The sequence below is a fragment of the Methylobacterium sp. WSM2598 genome (assembly GCF_000379105.1).
Classification (GTDB): domain Bacteria; phylum Pseudomonadota; class Alphaproteobacteria; order Rhizobiales; family Beijerinckiaceae; genus Methylobacterium.
Genome location: NZ_KB900609.1, coordinates 37,263 through 50,489, shown reverse-complemented (window position 1 = coordinate 50,489; position 13,227 = coordinate 37,263). Strand labels below are relative to the sequence as shown.

Sequence of the window (13,227 nt, the reverse complement as noted above, 5' to 3'; positions counted from 1 at the left end):
CCGCCCGCGCCGCGCTCCGAGCGGCGCGCGCGGCCGGCCGCGCGTCCGGCGGAGGGCCGGGCCCGGCCGGATCCGTTCAGGAGCGCCCCATGAGTGCGGCCCATCTCAGCCTGGCGGGCGCCGGCGATGCCGGCGCGGACGACCCGATCCGCCGGCGCGTGCTCGGCAAGCTGCGCACGCGCATCGTCCTCTACTGCTTCGTCCTCTTCATCATCAACTATCTCGACCGGGTGAACGTCGGCTTCGCGGCGCTCCACATGAACCGGGATCTCGGCTTCTCGTCCACGGTCTACGGGCTCGGCGCCGGCATCTTCTTCCTCGGCTACATCGCCTTCGAGATCCCGAGCAACATGATCATGCACCGGGTCGGGCCGCGGCGCTGGATCGCCCGGATCATGGTGAGTTGGGGGCTCGTCTCCTGCGGGATGGCGGCGATCCAGGGCGAGACGAGCTTCTACCTGATGCGGTTCCTGCTCGGCCTGGCCGAGGCGGGCTTCGTGCCGGGCGTGCTGCTCTACCTCACCTACTGGTTCCCGGCCCGCGACCGGGCCAAGGCGACGGCCGGGTTCATGACGGCGACCGTGCTCTCCAGCGTGATCGGCGCGCCGCTCTCGGGCTGGATCCTCTCCGCCAACCCGACCTGGTTCGGGCTCGCGGCCTGGCAGTGGCTGTTCATCCTCGAGGGCGCGCCCGCGATCCTGCTCGGGATCGTCACCTACCTCTACCTCGTCGACCGCCCGCAGGACGGGCGCTGGCTCGACGCGGAGGAGCGCGCGTGGCTGATCGCCACCCTCGCGCGCGAGAACCGGGACGTGGCGCGGACGGGCTCGCACGAATTCGCGGCGATCTTCCGCGACCCGCGGGTCTGGGTCCTGACGCTGATCTACCTGTTCAACGCGGTCGCGGTGTACGGGGTGGTGCTGTGGCTGCCCCAGATCGTGCGCAGCATCGGCGGCCTGTCCGATTTCCAGACCGGGCTCGTCACGGCCCTGCCCTTCGCGGTCGCGGCGGTCGGCCTCGTCGTGGTCGCGCGCAGTTCCGACCGCACCGGCGAGCGCAGGCTCCACACCGCCCTCGCGGCCCTGTGCGGCGGCGTCTTCCTGGGCCTGAGCGCGCTCGCCCCGAGCCCGCTGGCGGGCCTGCTGCTGCTCTGCGTCGCGGCCTTCGGGGTCTGGGCCGTGCTCGGCGTGTTCTGGACCCTGCCGACGCAGTTCCTCACCGGGGCGGCGGCGGCGGGGGGCCTCGCGATGATCAACGGCTTCGCGCAGGTCGGGGGCTTCGCCGGCCCCTACCTGGTCGGCTGGATCAGGGACGCCACCCAGAGCTTCACGCCCGCACTCCTCGCGTTGGCGGCCGGACCGGTGATCGCGGCTTTGCTCTGCTTCGCGCTGCGGCTGCGGCCGGCCGCGCCGTGACGAAACCGCGCGTGCCGCACGCGACGGGAGAGTGGCGCGGCGCCCCGGATCGTGTATAGGAGGAAGCCCCCGCCAGTGTATGGCGGGGCTTTCGGCTTTGGACGACCGCGCTGGACGACATCCCGGCCCGGCCGAATCCGAAGCGGGAGCGGCTGTCGAGGGCCGCGCCCATCCTGAACCCTGACCAGAAGGACACGCGATGTCGATCACGGCAGAGCGCAAGACCGCGCTCATCAAGGATTACGCCCGCGGCGGGACCGACACCGGCTCGCCCGAAGTGCAGGTCGCGATCCTCACCGAGCGGATCGCCAACCTGACCGGGCACTTCAAGACCCACACCAAGGACAACCACTCGCGCCGCGGCCTGCTCAAGCTGGTCTCGCAGCGCCGGTCGCTCCTCGACTACCTGAAGCGCAAGGACGAGGGGCGCTACCGCACCCTGATCGAGCGCCTCGGCATCCGCCGCTGAGGCGCTCGCGACGCGGCCCGGATCCCCGGGCCGCGTTTTCGCTTGGGGGTTCGCGGACCCGCCGAGCGCGGCCGCCCCGGCCTCCGAGGCCGGCGGCGCGCCCTGAGTGGGCCGGAATGGGTCCGGCCGCTCGCCCTCCGGGATCCTGAGGCGTGATCGCCAGGGCAGGATCGCCAGGGGCTCTGCCGGCCGCCGCCGGCGCGCCGGGGTCGGCAGCGACCCCGCCCGGGGTCGACAGGCCCCGCAGAGCCTCTCGCCGTCTTGCACTGGCGCCGCCCCGCCCCGGACGACCGCATGAAGGCATGACGAAATGTTCGATACACAACGCGAAGAACTGCTCTGGGGTGGACGCAAGCTGGTCCTGGAGACGGGCAAGGTCGCCCGCCAGGCCGACGGGGCCGTGGTCGCGAGCTACGGTGAGACCACCGTGCTCGCCACCGTCGTGTCGATGAAGGAGCCCAAGCCCGGCATCGACTTCCTGCCGCTCACGGTGAACTACCAGGAGCGCGCCTACGCGGCGGGTCGCATCCCGGGCGGCTACTTCAAGCGCGAGGGCCGGCCCTCCGAGAAGGAGACGCTGGTCTCCCGCCTGATCGACCGCCCGATCCGCCCCCTCTTCGTCGAGGGCTGGCGCAACGACACCCAGGTCGTGGTCACGGTGCTGTCGCACGACCTCGAGAACGATCCCGACATCGTCTCGATGGTGGCCGCCTCCGCGGCGCTGACCCTCTCGGGCGTGCCCTTCATGGGCCCGATCGGCGCCGCGCGCGTCGGCTACCTGGGCGGCCAGTACAAGCTCAACCCGACCGTCCAGGAGATGGAGGAGTCGAGCCTCGACCTGGTCGTGGCCGGCACCGACGCCGCCGTGCTGATGGTCGAGTCCGAGGCCAAGGAACTGCCCGAGGACGTGATGCTCGGGGCCGTGATGTTCGGCCACAAGCACTTCCAGCCGGTGATCGAGGCGATCATCCGCCTCGCCGAGAAGGCCGCCAAGGAGCCGCGCGACTTCCAGCCGACCGACCTCACCGAGGTCGAGAAGGCGGTGCTCGAGATCGGCGAGGCCGACCTGCGCGAGGCCTATCGGAAGACCGTCAAGCAGGAGCGCTACGCCGCCGTCGACGCCGTCAAGGCGAAGGTGATGGCGGCGCTCGTCCCCGAGGGCGGCGAGGCGAAGTTCGAGCCCGAGAAGGTCAAGGCCGCCTTCAAGGAGGTCCAGGCCAAGGTCGTGCGCTGGAACATCCTCGACACCGGCTCCCGCATCGACGGCCGCGACGTGCGCACCGTGCGCCCGATCCTGTCGGAGGTCGGCGTGCTGCCGCGCGCCCACGGCTCGGCGCTGTTCACCCGCGGCGAGACCCAGGCCCTGGTGGTGGCGACGCTCGGCACCGGCGACGACGAGCAGTTCATCGACGCGCTCGAAGGCACCTACAAGGAGACGTTCCTCCTCCACTACAACTTCCCGCCCTATTCGGTGGGCGAGACCGGCCGCATGGGCTCGCCGGGCCGGCGCGAGATCGGCCACGGCAAGCTCGCCTGGCGCGCCGTCCACCCGCTCCTGCCGCCGGCGCACGAGTTCCCCTACACGCTGCGCGTCGTGTCGGAGATCACCGAGTCGAACGGCTCCTCCTCGATGGCGACGGTCTGCGGCTCGTCGCTGGCGCTGATGGATGCGGGCGTGCCGCTGCGCCGCCCGGTGGCGGGCATCGCCATGGGGCTGATCCTGGAGGGCGAGCGCTACGCGGTGCTGTCCGACATCCTGGGCGACGAGGACCACCTCGGCGACATGGACTTCAAGGTGGCCGGCACGGAGGAGGGCGTCACCTCCCTCCAGATGGACATCAAGATCGCCGGCATCACCGAGGAGATCATGCGGGTCGCCCTCGACCAGGCGAAGGAGGGCCGCGCCCACATCCTCGGCGAGATGGCCAAGGCGCTGACCGCCGCGCGTCCGGAGCTCGGCGAGCACGCGCCCCGGATCGAGACCATGCAGATCCCGACCGACAAGATCCGCGAGGTCATCGGCACGGGCGGCAAGGTCATCCGCGAGATCGTGGAGAAGACCGGCGCCAAGATCGACATCCAGGACACCGGGGTGGTCAAGATCGCCTCGTCCGACGGCAAGGCCATCAAGGCGGCCTACAACTGGATCCGCTCGATCGTGGCGGAGCCGGAGGCGGGCATGATCTACGACGGCACGGTGGTGAAGACGATGGAGTTCGGCGCCTTCGTCAACTTCTTCGGCGCCAAGGACGGCCTCGTCCACATCTCGGAACTCGCGCCCCAGCGCGTCGCCAAGGTCACCGACGTGGTGAAGGAGGGCGACAAGGTCAAGGTGAAGTTCCTCGGCCAGGACGAGCGCGGCAAGATCCGCCTGTCGATGAAGGTCGTCGACCAGCAGACCGGCGAGGATCTGACCGAGAAGCTGAAGGCCGAGCGCGAGGCCGACCGCAACCGCGAGCGGCAGGCGCGCCAGAGCGCGGGCGAGTAGGCTCGCGTAAGCGGGCGCCCCGCGGGGCGCCCGATCCGACCGGCGCGGCCCCGCGAGGGGCCGCGCTTTTTTCATGACGGCTCTCCCCTCGCGCGCCGCCGCGGGCGCGCGGCTGCGGGCACGGAACGGCGCCGCTTCTCCCGCGTTCGCCTGTCGACCCCCCGACAGTACGGACGCGAGGAACCAGCGCATCATGTCGAACGCGATCACGGACGTCTTCCACGGCGACGTCAACCTCAGCACGAAGGAGCGCGCGATCTCCGTCGTGCTCGGCCTCGGCCTCGCCGCGGCCGCGGCGCAGCCGCGCCCGAACAAGTGGCTGAGCCTCGCGGTGCTGGTCGGCGGCGCCATGCTGGCGATCCGCGGCGCCACCGGCCACTGCGCCGCCAAGGCGCTCCTGGAGCAGGCGCCGGACCGCATCGAGCACGCCTGACCTTCCTCGGGGCTTTCCGGGGCCGAGCGGTCCCGGGGTCACGGCGTGGGACGAAGGGCGCCCCCGGGAGGGGGCGCCCTTCGCGCGTCAGGCATAGGGCGTCAGGCATGCGGCGAGAGCGCGACGCCCCCGACCTGCAGGGCCACCGACCGGTCGATGTGGTCGCGCACCGCGGCGAGGCGCGCGTCGATGGCGAGGCGGCGGGCCTCCTCCTCTCCGTGGACCGAGACGGAGAACTTGCGCTGGATCTTTCGGCCCTGCGCATCGTCCCAGTAGGCGACCCAGAAGGCGGTGCCGCTCGCCTTGCGGACGAAGCGCGACACGCCGGGCAGGCCGGAGCGGCAATTCCGCCGCGGCCGCAGGCGCCGCATCAGGGCGAGACCCTCGCGGTCGGTCGCGGCCGGAGCGGCGACGAAGCGCTCGGCCTCCGCCCGCGCGGCCGCCTCGCCGCCGAAGGTCTCGTCCGCGAAGTGGCGGGTGACCGCGCGGCCCGCGCGGTCGGAGGTGGCGAGCCAGCCAATGCGGCCGGCGGCGTCGGTGCCGCGGGAGATGCGGGCGGCCGGGCTGGGCGTCGAATCGGACACGGGCCGGGCGCGCCGCGGCAGCGCCTCGGCGGAGGAATGGAACAGGGACATCGGGATGGGCTCCGCGCAGGCCGTCCGCAATCGAGCGGAGGCCCGCCAAGGGGGTTTCGTTCGCGTGGGGAGCGGTCACGAAACCCGCGGCGGCCCGCGGGGCGAGGCAGCGGAGAGGAGGATCGGCCGATGCGGCGGGTCCCGGCGGACCGGAAGCCGCGCCCAGGCGCAGGCGTGGGGTGGAAGGATCTGGGCGGGGAGCGCAAGGTCCGCGGCACCGGAGCCATGCGATCCGGGCAGGCCCCGCTCGTCGTCGTCGGCCAGGATCGCGCTGAGCAGGGCCCAGGGCGTCCCGCCCCCGTACGAGCGCTGCGCCACGGCGGCGTGCCCGGGAGGCGCGCCGACCGGCAGGCCCGACCACCCGTCGAGGGACGCGGCGAGCGCCCCGATCAGGAAGACGAGGTTGAGGATCAGGGGGCTGCGCCGCAACGGCCGGCATCCTTCGCGGGTCAGCCGGAAGTCTACCGTTTCCGGGCCGGCGCCATCAAGCCGGGACGTGCGCCGGGCGGGAGGGCTGCGACCTCCCGCCCGGGCCCGCCTGCGGCTCAGTAGGTCGTGGTGCGCCGGCTCTGGATCATGCCCCAGATCCCCAGGACGATCACGGCGCCGACCACCGAGGCGATCAGGCCGGCACCCTGGTTCGGCCCGTACCAGCCTACGGCCTGCCCCAGAAAGGTGGCCACGAAGGCCCCCACGATGCCCAGGATCGTCGTGAGGATGAACCCGCTCGGCTCGTTCGGGCCGGGCATGATGAACTTCGCGATGACGCCGGCGACGAAGCCGATGATGATGGTCCAGAGGATCGACATGGAGGGTGCGCCTTTCGGCCTCGCTTGAAACTACCCGAGCAACGCGCGGAACGCCCCGGGGTTGCGTGGCCGTAAGCTTGTCCGCGCGCCCCGCGGGTCTTTACGCGGTGCCGCGCGGGGCGGCACAAGGCGCAGCGCCGCTCCGGCGGCGAATTCGGCACTCACCCAGGAAGCCAGCATGACCATCCAACGGATCGAGACCGGCGCGCGCATGAGCCAGGCGGTCGTGCATAACGGCACGGTCTACCTCGCCGGCCAAGTGGCCGAGGGCGACGACGTCGCCGCCCAGACCCGCGCGATCCTCGCCCAGATCGAGGCGCTGCTGGCGCAGGCCGGCTCCGCCAAGGAGCGGATCCTCTCGGCCACGATCTACCTCGCCGACATCGGCGCCTTCGCGGACATGAACCGGGTCTGGGACGCCTGGGTCCCGGCCGGCCAGGCGCCGGCCCGGGCCACCGTCGAGGCGAAGCTCGCCGGGCCGCAATACCGCGTCGAGATCGCCGTCATCGCCGCGGCGGGAGCCTGAAATGGCGCGCCCCCTCCTCGGCGGCCTGTTGGCCGCCTGCCTCGCCCTCGCCTGGCCCGCCGCTGCCGCCGAGGAGCGGGTCGTCAACATCTACAACTGGTCGGACTATATCGACCCCAAGATGCTCGACGCCTTCACGCGCGAGACCGGCATCAAGGTGGTCTACGACACCTACGACACGAACGAGATCCTCGAGACGAAGCTGCTCGCCGGCAAGTCGGGCTACGACGTCGTGGTGCCGTCCGGGCCCTTCCTGCAGCGCCTGATCCGGGCCGGGGCGTTCCAGCCCCTCGACAAGGCCAAGCTGCCGAACCTGAAGAACGCGTGGCCCGAGGTGACGGCGCGGCTCGCCGTCTACGACCCGGGCAACGCCTACGCGGTCGACTACATGTGGGGCACGACCGGCATCGGCGTGAACACCGCGCTGGTGCGCGAGCGGCTCGGCCCGAACCAGCCCCTCAACACCTGGGACATCGTCCTGCGGCCCGAGCTGATCGCCAAGCTCAAGGATTGCGGCGTCACCATGCTGGACGCCCCCGAGGACATCTTCCCCAACGTGCTGGCGGCGCTCGGCCTCAAGCCCGACTCGAAGCGCGTCGACGACCTCAACCAGGCCGGCGAGGCGCTCTTCCGCATCCGCGGGGCGGTGCAGAAGTTCCACTCCTCCGAGTACATCAACCAGCTCGCCAACGGCGACGTGTGCCTCTCGGTCGGCTATTCGGGCGACGTGCTGCAGGCCCGCAGGCGCGCCCAGGAGGCGAAGAACGACGTCGACATCGCCTACTACATCCCGCAGCAGGGGGCGCTGATGTGGTTCGATTCCTTCGCGATCCCGAAGGACGCCGCCCATCCGGCCGAGGCGCACGCCTTCATCGACTTCATGCTCCGGCCCGAGGTGGCGGCGGCCAACACCAATTTCGTGTCCTACGCGAGCGGCAACCTCGCCGCCAAGGCGCTGGTGAAGCCCGAGATCCTGTCGAACCCGGGCGTCTACCCGGACGAGGCGACCTTCAGGCGCCTGTTCACCAACACCGCCTACGACGACCGCACCCAGCGGGTCGTCACCCGGCTGTGGACGCGGGTGCGCACCGGCAAGTGAATCCGGCAACTGAATCCGGCAAGTCAGTCCGGCAAGTCAGTCCGGCAAGTGAGTCGAGTGCCGGGCCGGAACACCGACCGGACCGGGTCGCGGCGGCTCCGGCTTCCGCGGCCCGCGCCGGTGCCCTAGGGTCGATCGCCCCGCGAGGGCGGACCGGGAGGAGGCGGAGCGTGAACGTCCTCGTCGTCGACGACCACCCCATCGTGCTCCAGGGCTGCCGCCGCGTCCTCGAGGATGCCGGCGTCGAGGCGGTCCACGAGGCGACCTGCATCCGGGCGGGCTACCGCAGCTTCCACCGCCACCGGCCGGACGTCGTCGTGGCCGACCTCACCTTCCACGGCGCCGCCCTCAAGGGGCTCGACCTCATCCGGCGCATCCGGGCCGTGGCGCCCGGGACCCGGATCCTCGTCTTCACCATGCACGACGACCCGGTGATCGTCGCCCGCGCCCTCGACAGCGGGGCGCTGGGCTACGTCCTCAAGGACACGGCCTCGGCCGAGCTGCACCAGGCCTTCGAGCGCGTGCGCGCCGGCGAGCCCTACCTCGACCCCTCGCTCGCCGCCGAGGTGGCGCTGCTGCGCGCCCGCCCGAGGCCCGAGCCCCTGGCCGGCCTCACCGCGCGGGAGCGCCAGATCCTGGCCCTGCTCGGCGCCGGGCGCTCGCACGGGGCGATCGCGGCCGAACTCGCGCTCAGCTACAAGACCGTGGCCAATGCCTGCTCGCAGATGCGCCACAAGCTCGGCGCGCGCAGCCTCGCCGACCTCCTGCGGATCGCGCTCCAGGCCGCCGACCGCGCCCCCTGAGGCGCCCGGGGCCGGCCCGGGGCCGCCCGGCGCAGGCCGCCGGGCTCTCGGGGAAATCAGTCAACCCAAGATGTTGCACCGCAACGCGGGCCGTTCGGGTACTAATAGATCTCCGTTAATACTTCGCGATTCGGCAGTCACATTCCTGCCCAGATCAGCCCTATGTTGCGCCGCCTCAGCATATCAAAACGGGAATGTGAAATGTTTTCGAAGGCCAAGCTGGCGCTGATCTGTCTTGCCGCGTCCGTCGGCGGTAGCGCGACGCTCCAAGCCAGCACGCCTGCCCTGGCTCAGACCGGGGGTGCCTCGTGGTACGGGCCCGGGTTCCAGGGCCGGCGCACCGCCAACGGCGAGCGCTTCAACACCCACGCGCTCACGGCCGCCCACCGCAGCCTGCCCTTCGGCAGCCGGGTGCGGGTCACCAACACCAGCAACGGCCGCTCGGTCGTGGTGCGGATCAACGACCGCGGGCCCTACGTGGGCGGCCGCGTCATCGACCTGTCGCAGGCCTCCGCGCGGGCGATCGGCATCAGCGGCGTCAGCAAGGTCCAGCTCAGCCGCCTCTGAGGCGCCGGCGCCGCACTGTCCCCCGGCGGGATCGATCAGACAACGTCAAGTTTTCCGGACGGCAGCGGAACTGTTCGGGCACAGTCGAGGTTGGAGGACACAAGACCTTCGCCGTTCCGATAGTGCCCGGGGAGAGGCTCCATGCCGTCGCATCGTTCCCGCTCGGCCGCGCCCCGGCGCGGCCTGTTCCTGGCCCTGGTTTCGGGATGCCTGCTGATCTCGACGGCCGGCGCGGGCCGGGCGACCGAGGGGGACGGGCTCGGCGGCCTGTTCGGGGCCCTGTTCGGCGGCGCCGCCGCTCGCAGCACGGCCCCCGCGGCGATCCCGCAGCCCCTCGCCGAGCCGACGACCCGGCTGCGGCGGCGCCTCGCGGGGCGCAACCGGGCCGACGCCCGGGCCGCCCTGCGCCACCGGGCCCGCTACGCCGCCCTGCCCAAGGCCCCGGCCGAGGACAAGGCCGGGGCCCTCAAGGTCCTGGTCCCGGCCGAGCGGATCACCAATCCCTCCGAGGCCCGGGCCGCCCTCCTGCGCGACCCGACCCTGCGCCACGGCGACATCGTCATCATGCCGGAGGGACCGCGCGTCTTCGTGGGCGCGGCGGGCTCCGCCACGCACCGCCCGGGCGAGTTCGAGGATGTGCGCCGCTCGCGGGTCGTCAACGACCAGACCCGCCGCGAGTTGCTCGCCCGCACGGCCCCGATCGGGGCGCTGCCGGCCGACGAGGCCCGCAAGCTGATGGCCCGCCTCGTCCGCCACGCCCCGAAACCGTGGACCGCGCCGGAGGAGGCGCGGACCGAGACCGCCATGCGGTCCGAGAGCGACGCGCGGGCGGAGACCGCCATGCGGGTGATCTACCCGGCCCGCTGACGCGCCCGCGCTCGGCCGCGCCCCTGCCGGGTGCGGCCCGCGCGCCACGGTGCGTCAACGCGGCCGTGGGATCCGACACCGTGGGTTGCGTCCCCGCCGCCTCCGCTTGCTAGGCTGCGCGCCCGCGGTCGCTCGCGACCGCCTCGTGTCAGGGATCCCCCATGGTGAGATGGATGCTGGTCGTGGCCACCGCGGCGTGCCTCGCGGCGTCGGACGCGTCCGCGGCGGATGGCGACCAGATCGTGACGCAGTGCAAGAGCCTCCTGCGGACCGCCAAGCAGCGCGGCGACACCCTCGACTACCGGCAGGACCCCGACACGGTGAGCTGCTTCGCCTTCATGAGCGCGGTGCAGAACCTCGCCGTGGTGGCCGAGCGCGCCGACGCGCCGCCCCTGCTCGGGGCCTGCCTGCCGCCCGAGGGGACGCTCCTGCAGCTGATCCGGGCGGTGGTCGCCTACGGCAAGGCGCACCCGCCCGCCCTGCGCGAGAGCGCGGGCGTGCTGGCGCTCCTCGCCCTCCGGGACGCGTATCCCTGCGACAAGAAGGGGTGAGCGCCGGCATCGCGCGCGGGGCCGAAAGGTTCCAGCGCGATATTTCCGCCCGCGACGCTTGCCGGCCGCGCCCCGCCTGCTCATCTCAGGTACCCCGATGGGGTATTTGGCCCCGCTCGGCAGCCGGAGGAGCAGGATGGCGAAGGCCGACAAGCACCACATGGGTCCCGGGACGCAGGGCAAGGGCTCGGGGACCGGCGCGATGACCGAGTTGCCGGAGGGGATCCTCCCGGAGAACATGGTGCTGAGCAACCGCGACAAGTCCCGCCACAGCCACGAGCGCGGGCTCGACAGCAAGAACGTGCAGACCGAGCAGTACCAGGACCATTCCGCGAACCGCCGGGACTTCGACGAGACCGGCGCGCCGCGGGGCGGTCAGCCGACCGGCGGCGACAACACCAGCGGCGCCGAGGCGCCGATGACCACCGTCTCGGGCAACGACAGCAGCCTGTCGAGCCAGCATCGGCGCTGAGCGCCATGCGCCGAACCGGTCACCGGCTCGGCGGCGAAACAGGATGCGGACCAAGAGACCCACCAGGCAAGAGACTCACAAGGCAAGGGACTCACCAGAATTGCCTCGTGCGATTCCGGTGAGGGCTGCGGCCCGGGACCGGCACCGGTCATGCGCCGGGCGGATGCCGGTCCCCCGCCGCGCCCCGTGGCGTCGCTCCCCCCGCTCGGGCAGAGAGGGCAGGGTCTCCCGGGAACGGCCGCGGGGACGTCTCGGGAGGAGGCGGTGGGACTCGTCTACGCGCTCGGCGCCTATCTGTGCTGGGGCCTCCTGGTCCCGCTGCACTTTCGCCTCCTCGGCAGCCTGCCGCCCTGGACGATCCTCGCCCACCGCATCCTGTGGTCGAGCCTGTTCGTGCTCCTCCTGCTGGTGGTCCTGCGCGGGCGCCGCGCGCCCTTCGTGCCCGCGCGGCGGCACGCGCTGCTCGCCGTCTCGGCGCTGCTGATCGCGGTGAACTGGTCGCTCTATCTCTGGGCGGTCCAGAACGGGCACATGGTCGAGGCGAGCCTCGGCTACTTCATCAACCCGCTGGTGGCCGTGGCGCTCGGCGCCGCGGTGCTGGGCGAGCGGCTGCGCCCGCTCCAGGCCTGGGCGGTGGGGCTCGCGGCGGCCGGGGTCGCCGCGGCGGTGGCGCTCGCCGGAACCCTGCCCTGGCTCGCCCTCGCGCTCGCCACGAGCTTCGCCCTCTACGCGCTGATCCGCAAGCTGGTGCCGATCGACCCGATCCTCGGCTTCGGCGCCGAGACCGTGCTGCTGCTGCCGGCGGCCTTGGCCTACCTCGCCGGTGCCGCGCCCGAGTCCGCCGCCCTCCCGGCCCTCGACGGGCGCACGGCCGGGCTCCTGCTCCTGACCGGCATCACGACCTCGCTGCCGCTGATCTGGTTCGCGGCCGCGGCGCGGCGCCTGAAGCTGGCGACGCTCGGGCTGATGCAGTACCTCTCGCCGACCTGCACCCTCCTGCTGAGCGTGACGGTGTTCGGCGAGAGCCTGGACCCGGCCCGGGCGGCCGTGTTCGGGTTCACCTGGATCGCCCTCGCCCTCTACGCCGCCGACGCGGTGCGCCTGTCGCGCAGCCCGGCCCCACCCCTCGCGCCCCAGCGCTGCCCGGGCTGAGGCAGGACCGCGTTTACACGTCCACGTCGGTGCTCTATCGCGGCCACAACACGGGCGGGAGGGGCGGCCGGCGGCCATGCGCGAGATCCTGGAGAAGGCCGCCTTCCTGCGGGCGGAGCGCGGCCTCGCCGGCCTCGCCGCCAAGGCCGCCTCCGTCGCCTACGACCGGGCCCTGCGCCGTCACCTGCCGTGGGCGGAGCCGGTCCTCTACGCGGGGCTGCCGACCGGCCGCTACCGCCGCTGGGGCGACCGCTGGCTCCCCGCCGCCCTGGTGGCGCAGGACATTCCCGATTTCGAGGAGGGGCTGGTCCGGGCCCTGCGCGCCCATCTCCGCCCGGGCGACGCCGTGACGGTGGTGGGCACCGGGAGCGGCGTCACGACCGCGGTCGCGGCCCTCGGGGTCGGCGCGGAGGGCACGGTCACCGCCTACGAAGGCGACCCGGGCGGGATCGCGGCGACGCGCCGGATGCTGGAGGCGAACGGGGTCGCCGCGCGGGTGCGGCTGCACCACGCCGTCGTCGGGGCGCCGGTCCGGGTCTATGGCGGGGCCGGCGGCGCCCGGATCGTGGCCCCGGCCGACCTGCCCCCGACCGACCTGCTCGAACTCGACTGCGAGGGCGCCGAGACGGTGATCCTCGGCGCCATGACGATCCGCCCGCGGGTCGTCGCGGTCGAGACCCACGGCTGCTACGGCGCGCCCTCCGCGGCGGTCCGCGCCCTCCTCGAAGGGCTCGGCTACGCGGTCACCGACACGGGGCTGGCCGAGCCCCGGATGGCGCGGCTCTGCCGCGAGGGGGACGTGCGGGTGCTGGTCGGGCTTCGCGGCGCGGCGGCCGGGGCTTGAACGGGCCGGGAACCTCGCGGACGGGGAACGGCGCGGGCGCCATGCGTCTCCCGCCCCACGGTTCACCCTTCGCGGCAGGGCCAAGCCGGGCAGGCCG

At 72.8% G+C, this 13,227-nt stretch carries 16 protein-coding genes; 13 read left to right on the top strand and 3 right to left on the bottom strand.

The genetic code is table 11. The annotated features are described in order from the left end of the window. The first annotated feature begins 89 nt into the window (after positions 1-89). From MET2598_RS0100290 to MET2598_RS0100275, 4 genes are all read left to right on the top strand, one after another. Positions 90-1,415 (top strand): MFS transporter, encoded by a 1,326-nt coding sequence (locus tag MET2598_RS0100290; RefSeq protein ID WP_018259481.1) that lies wholly within the window; start codon positions 90-92, stop codon positions 1,413-1,415. Positions 1,416-1,614: 199 nt separating this feature from the next. Beyond that, positions 1,615-1,884 (top strand): 30S ribosomal protein S15, encoded by a 270-nt coding sequence (gene rpsO, locus MET2598_RS0100285; RefSeq protein WP_012334631.1) that lies wholly within the window; start codon positions 1,615-1,617, stop codon positions 1,882-1,884. A 310-nt stretch (positions 1,885-2,194) separates the two neighbouring features. Continuing rightward, positions 2,195-4,372 (top strand): polyribonucleotide nucleotidyltransferase, encoded by a 2,178-nt coding sequence (gene pnp, locus MET2598_RS0100280; protein WP_012334632.1) that lies wholly within the window; start codon positions 2,195-2,197, stop codon positions 4,370-4,372. Positions 4,373-4,565: 193 nt separating this feature from the next. Further along, on the top strand, positions 4,566-4,805 hold the full coding sequence (locus tag MET2598_RS0100275; protein WP_012334633.1) for a YgaP family membrane protein: 240 nt from the start codon (positions 4,566-4,568) through the stop codon (positions 4,803-4,805). A 101-nt stretch (positions 4,806-4,906) separates the two neighbouring features. Here MET2598_RS0100275 and MET2598_RS0100270 read toward each other — a convergent pair whose 3' ends face one another. The 3 genes from MET2598_RS0100270 to MET2598_RS0100260 form a co-directional block, all read right to left on the bottom strand. Then, a complete protein-coding gene (locus tag MET2598_RS0100270) occupies positions 4,907-5,440 on the bottom strand; it encodes an AP2/ERF family transcription factor (protein ID WP_012334634.1) in 534 nt (177 codons plus the stop codon). A gap of 75 nt (positions 5,441-5,515) precedes the next feature. Further along, entirely contained in the window at positions 5,516-5,869 is a 354-nt protein-coding gene (locus MET2598_RS0100265; protein WP_018259480.1) for a hypothetical protein, read from the bottom strand. A 116-nt stretch (positions 5,870-5,985) separates the two neighbouring features. Further along, entirely contained in the window at positions 5,986-6,249 is a 264-nt protein-coding gene (locus tag MET2598_RS0100260) for a GlsB/YeaQ/YmgE family stress response membrane protein (RefSeq protein WP_012334636.1), read from the bottom strand. A 178-nt stretch (positions 6,250-6,427) separates the two neighbouring features. Between MET2598_RS0100260 and MET2598_RS0100255 the strand changes: the two genes are divergently transcribed. The 9 genes from MET2598_RS0100255 to MET2598_RS0100215 all read left to right on the top strand — a co-directional run bounded on the left by MET2598_RS0100255 (position 6,428) and on the right by MET2598_RS0100215 (position 13,130). Next, positions 6,428-6,775 (top strand): RidA family protein, encoded by a 348-nt coding sequence (locus tag MET2598_RS0100255; RefSeq protein ID WP_012334637.1) that lies wholly within the window; start codon positions 6,428-6,430, stop codon positions 6,773-6,775. Between the two features lies 1 nt (position 6,776). Continuing rightward, the gene (locus tag MET2598_RS0100250) at positions 6,777-7,874 is read left to right on the top strand and encodes a polyamine ABC transporter substrate-binding protein (protein WP_018259479.1); all 1,098 of its coding nucleotides are present in this window, start codon (positions 6,777-6,779) and stop codon (positions 7,872-7,874) included. Positions 7,875-8,044: 170 nt separating this feature from the next. After that, the gene (locus MET2598_RS0100245; RefSeq protein ID WP_012334639.1) at positions 8,045-8,677 is read left to right on the top strand and encodes a response regulator; all 633 of its coding nucleotides are present in this window, start codon (positions 8,045-8,047) and stop codon (positions 8,675-8,677) included. Between the two features lie 201 nt (positions 8,678-8,878). After that, positions 8,879-9,244, top strand: coding sequence for a septal ring lytic transglycosylase RlpA family protein (locus MET2598_RS0100240; RefSeq protein WP_012334640.1), 366 nt, complete (start codon positions 8,879-8,881; stop codon positions 9,242-9,244). 141 nt (positions 9,245-9,385) lie between these two features. After that, positions 9,386-10,111 (top strand): hypothetical protein, encoded by a 726-nt coding sequence (locus MET2598_RS0100235; protein WP_018259478.1) that lies wholly within the window; start codon positions 9,386-9,388, stop codon positions 10,109-10,111. 161 nt (positions 10,112-10,272) lie between these two features. Further along, complete coding sequence (locus MET2598_RS0100230) at positions 10,273-10,662, top strand: Rap1a/Tai family immunity protein (RefSeq protein ID WP_026190428.1); 390 nt, start codon at positions 10,273-10,275, stop codon at positions 10,660-10,662. A 136-nt stretch (positions 10,663-10,798) separates the two neighbouring features. Further along, positions 10,799-11,134, top strand: coding sequence for a hypothetical protein (locus MET2598_RS0100225; RefSeq protein WP_012334643.1), 336 nt, complete (start codon positions 10,799-10,801; stop codon positions 11,132-11,134). A gap of 264 nt (positions 11,135-11,398) precedes the next feature. Continuing rightward, positions 11,399-12,286 carry an EamA family transporter RarD gene (gene rarD, locus MET2598_RS0100220; protein ID WP_012334644.1) on the top strand — a complete coding sequence of 296 codons (888 nt, stop codon included), beginning with the start codon at positions 11,399-11,401 and terminating at the stop codon, positions 12,284-12,286. 76 nt (positions 12,287-12,362) lie between these two features. Next, the gene (locus MET2598_RS0100215; RefSeq protein ID WP_018259476.1) at positions 12,363-13,130 is read left to right on the top strand and encodes a 50S ribosomal protein L11 methyltransferase; all 768 of its coding nucleotides are present in this window, start codon (positions 12,363-12,365) and stop codon (positions 13,128-13,130) included. The last annotated feature ends 97 nt before the right edge of the window (positions 13,131-13,227 follow it).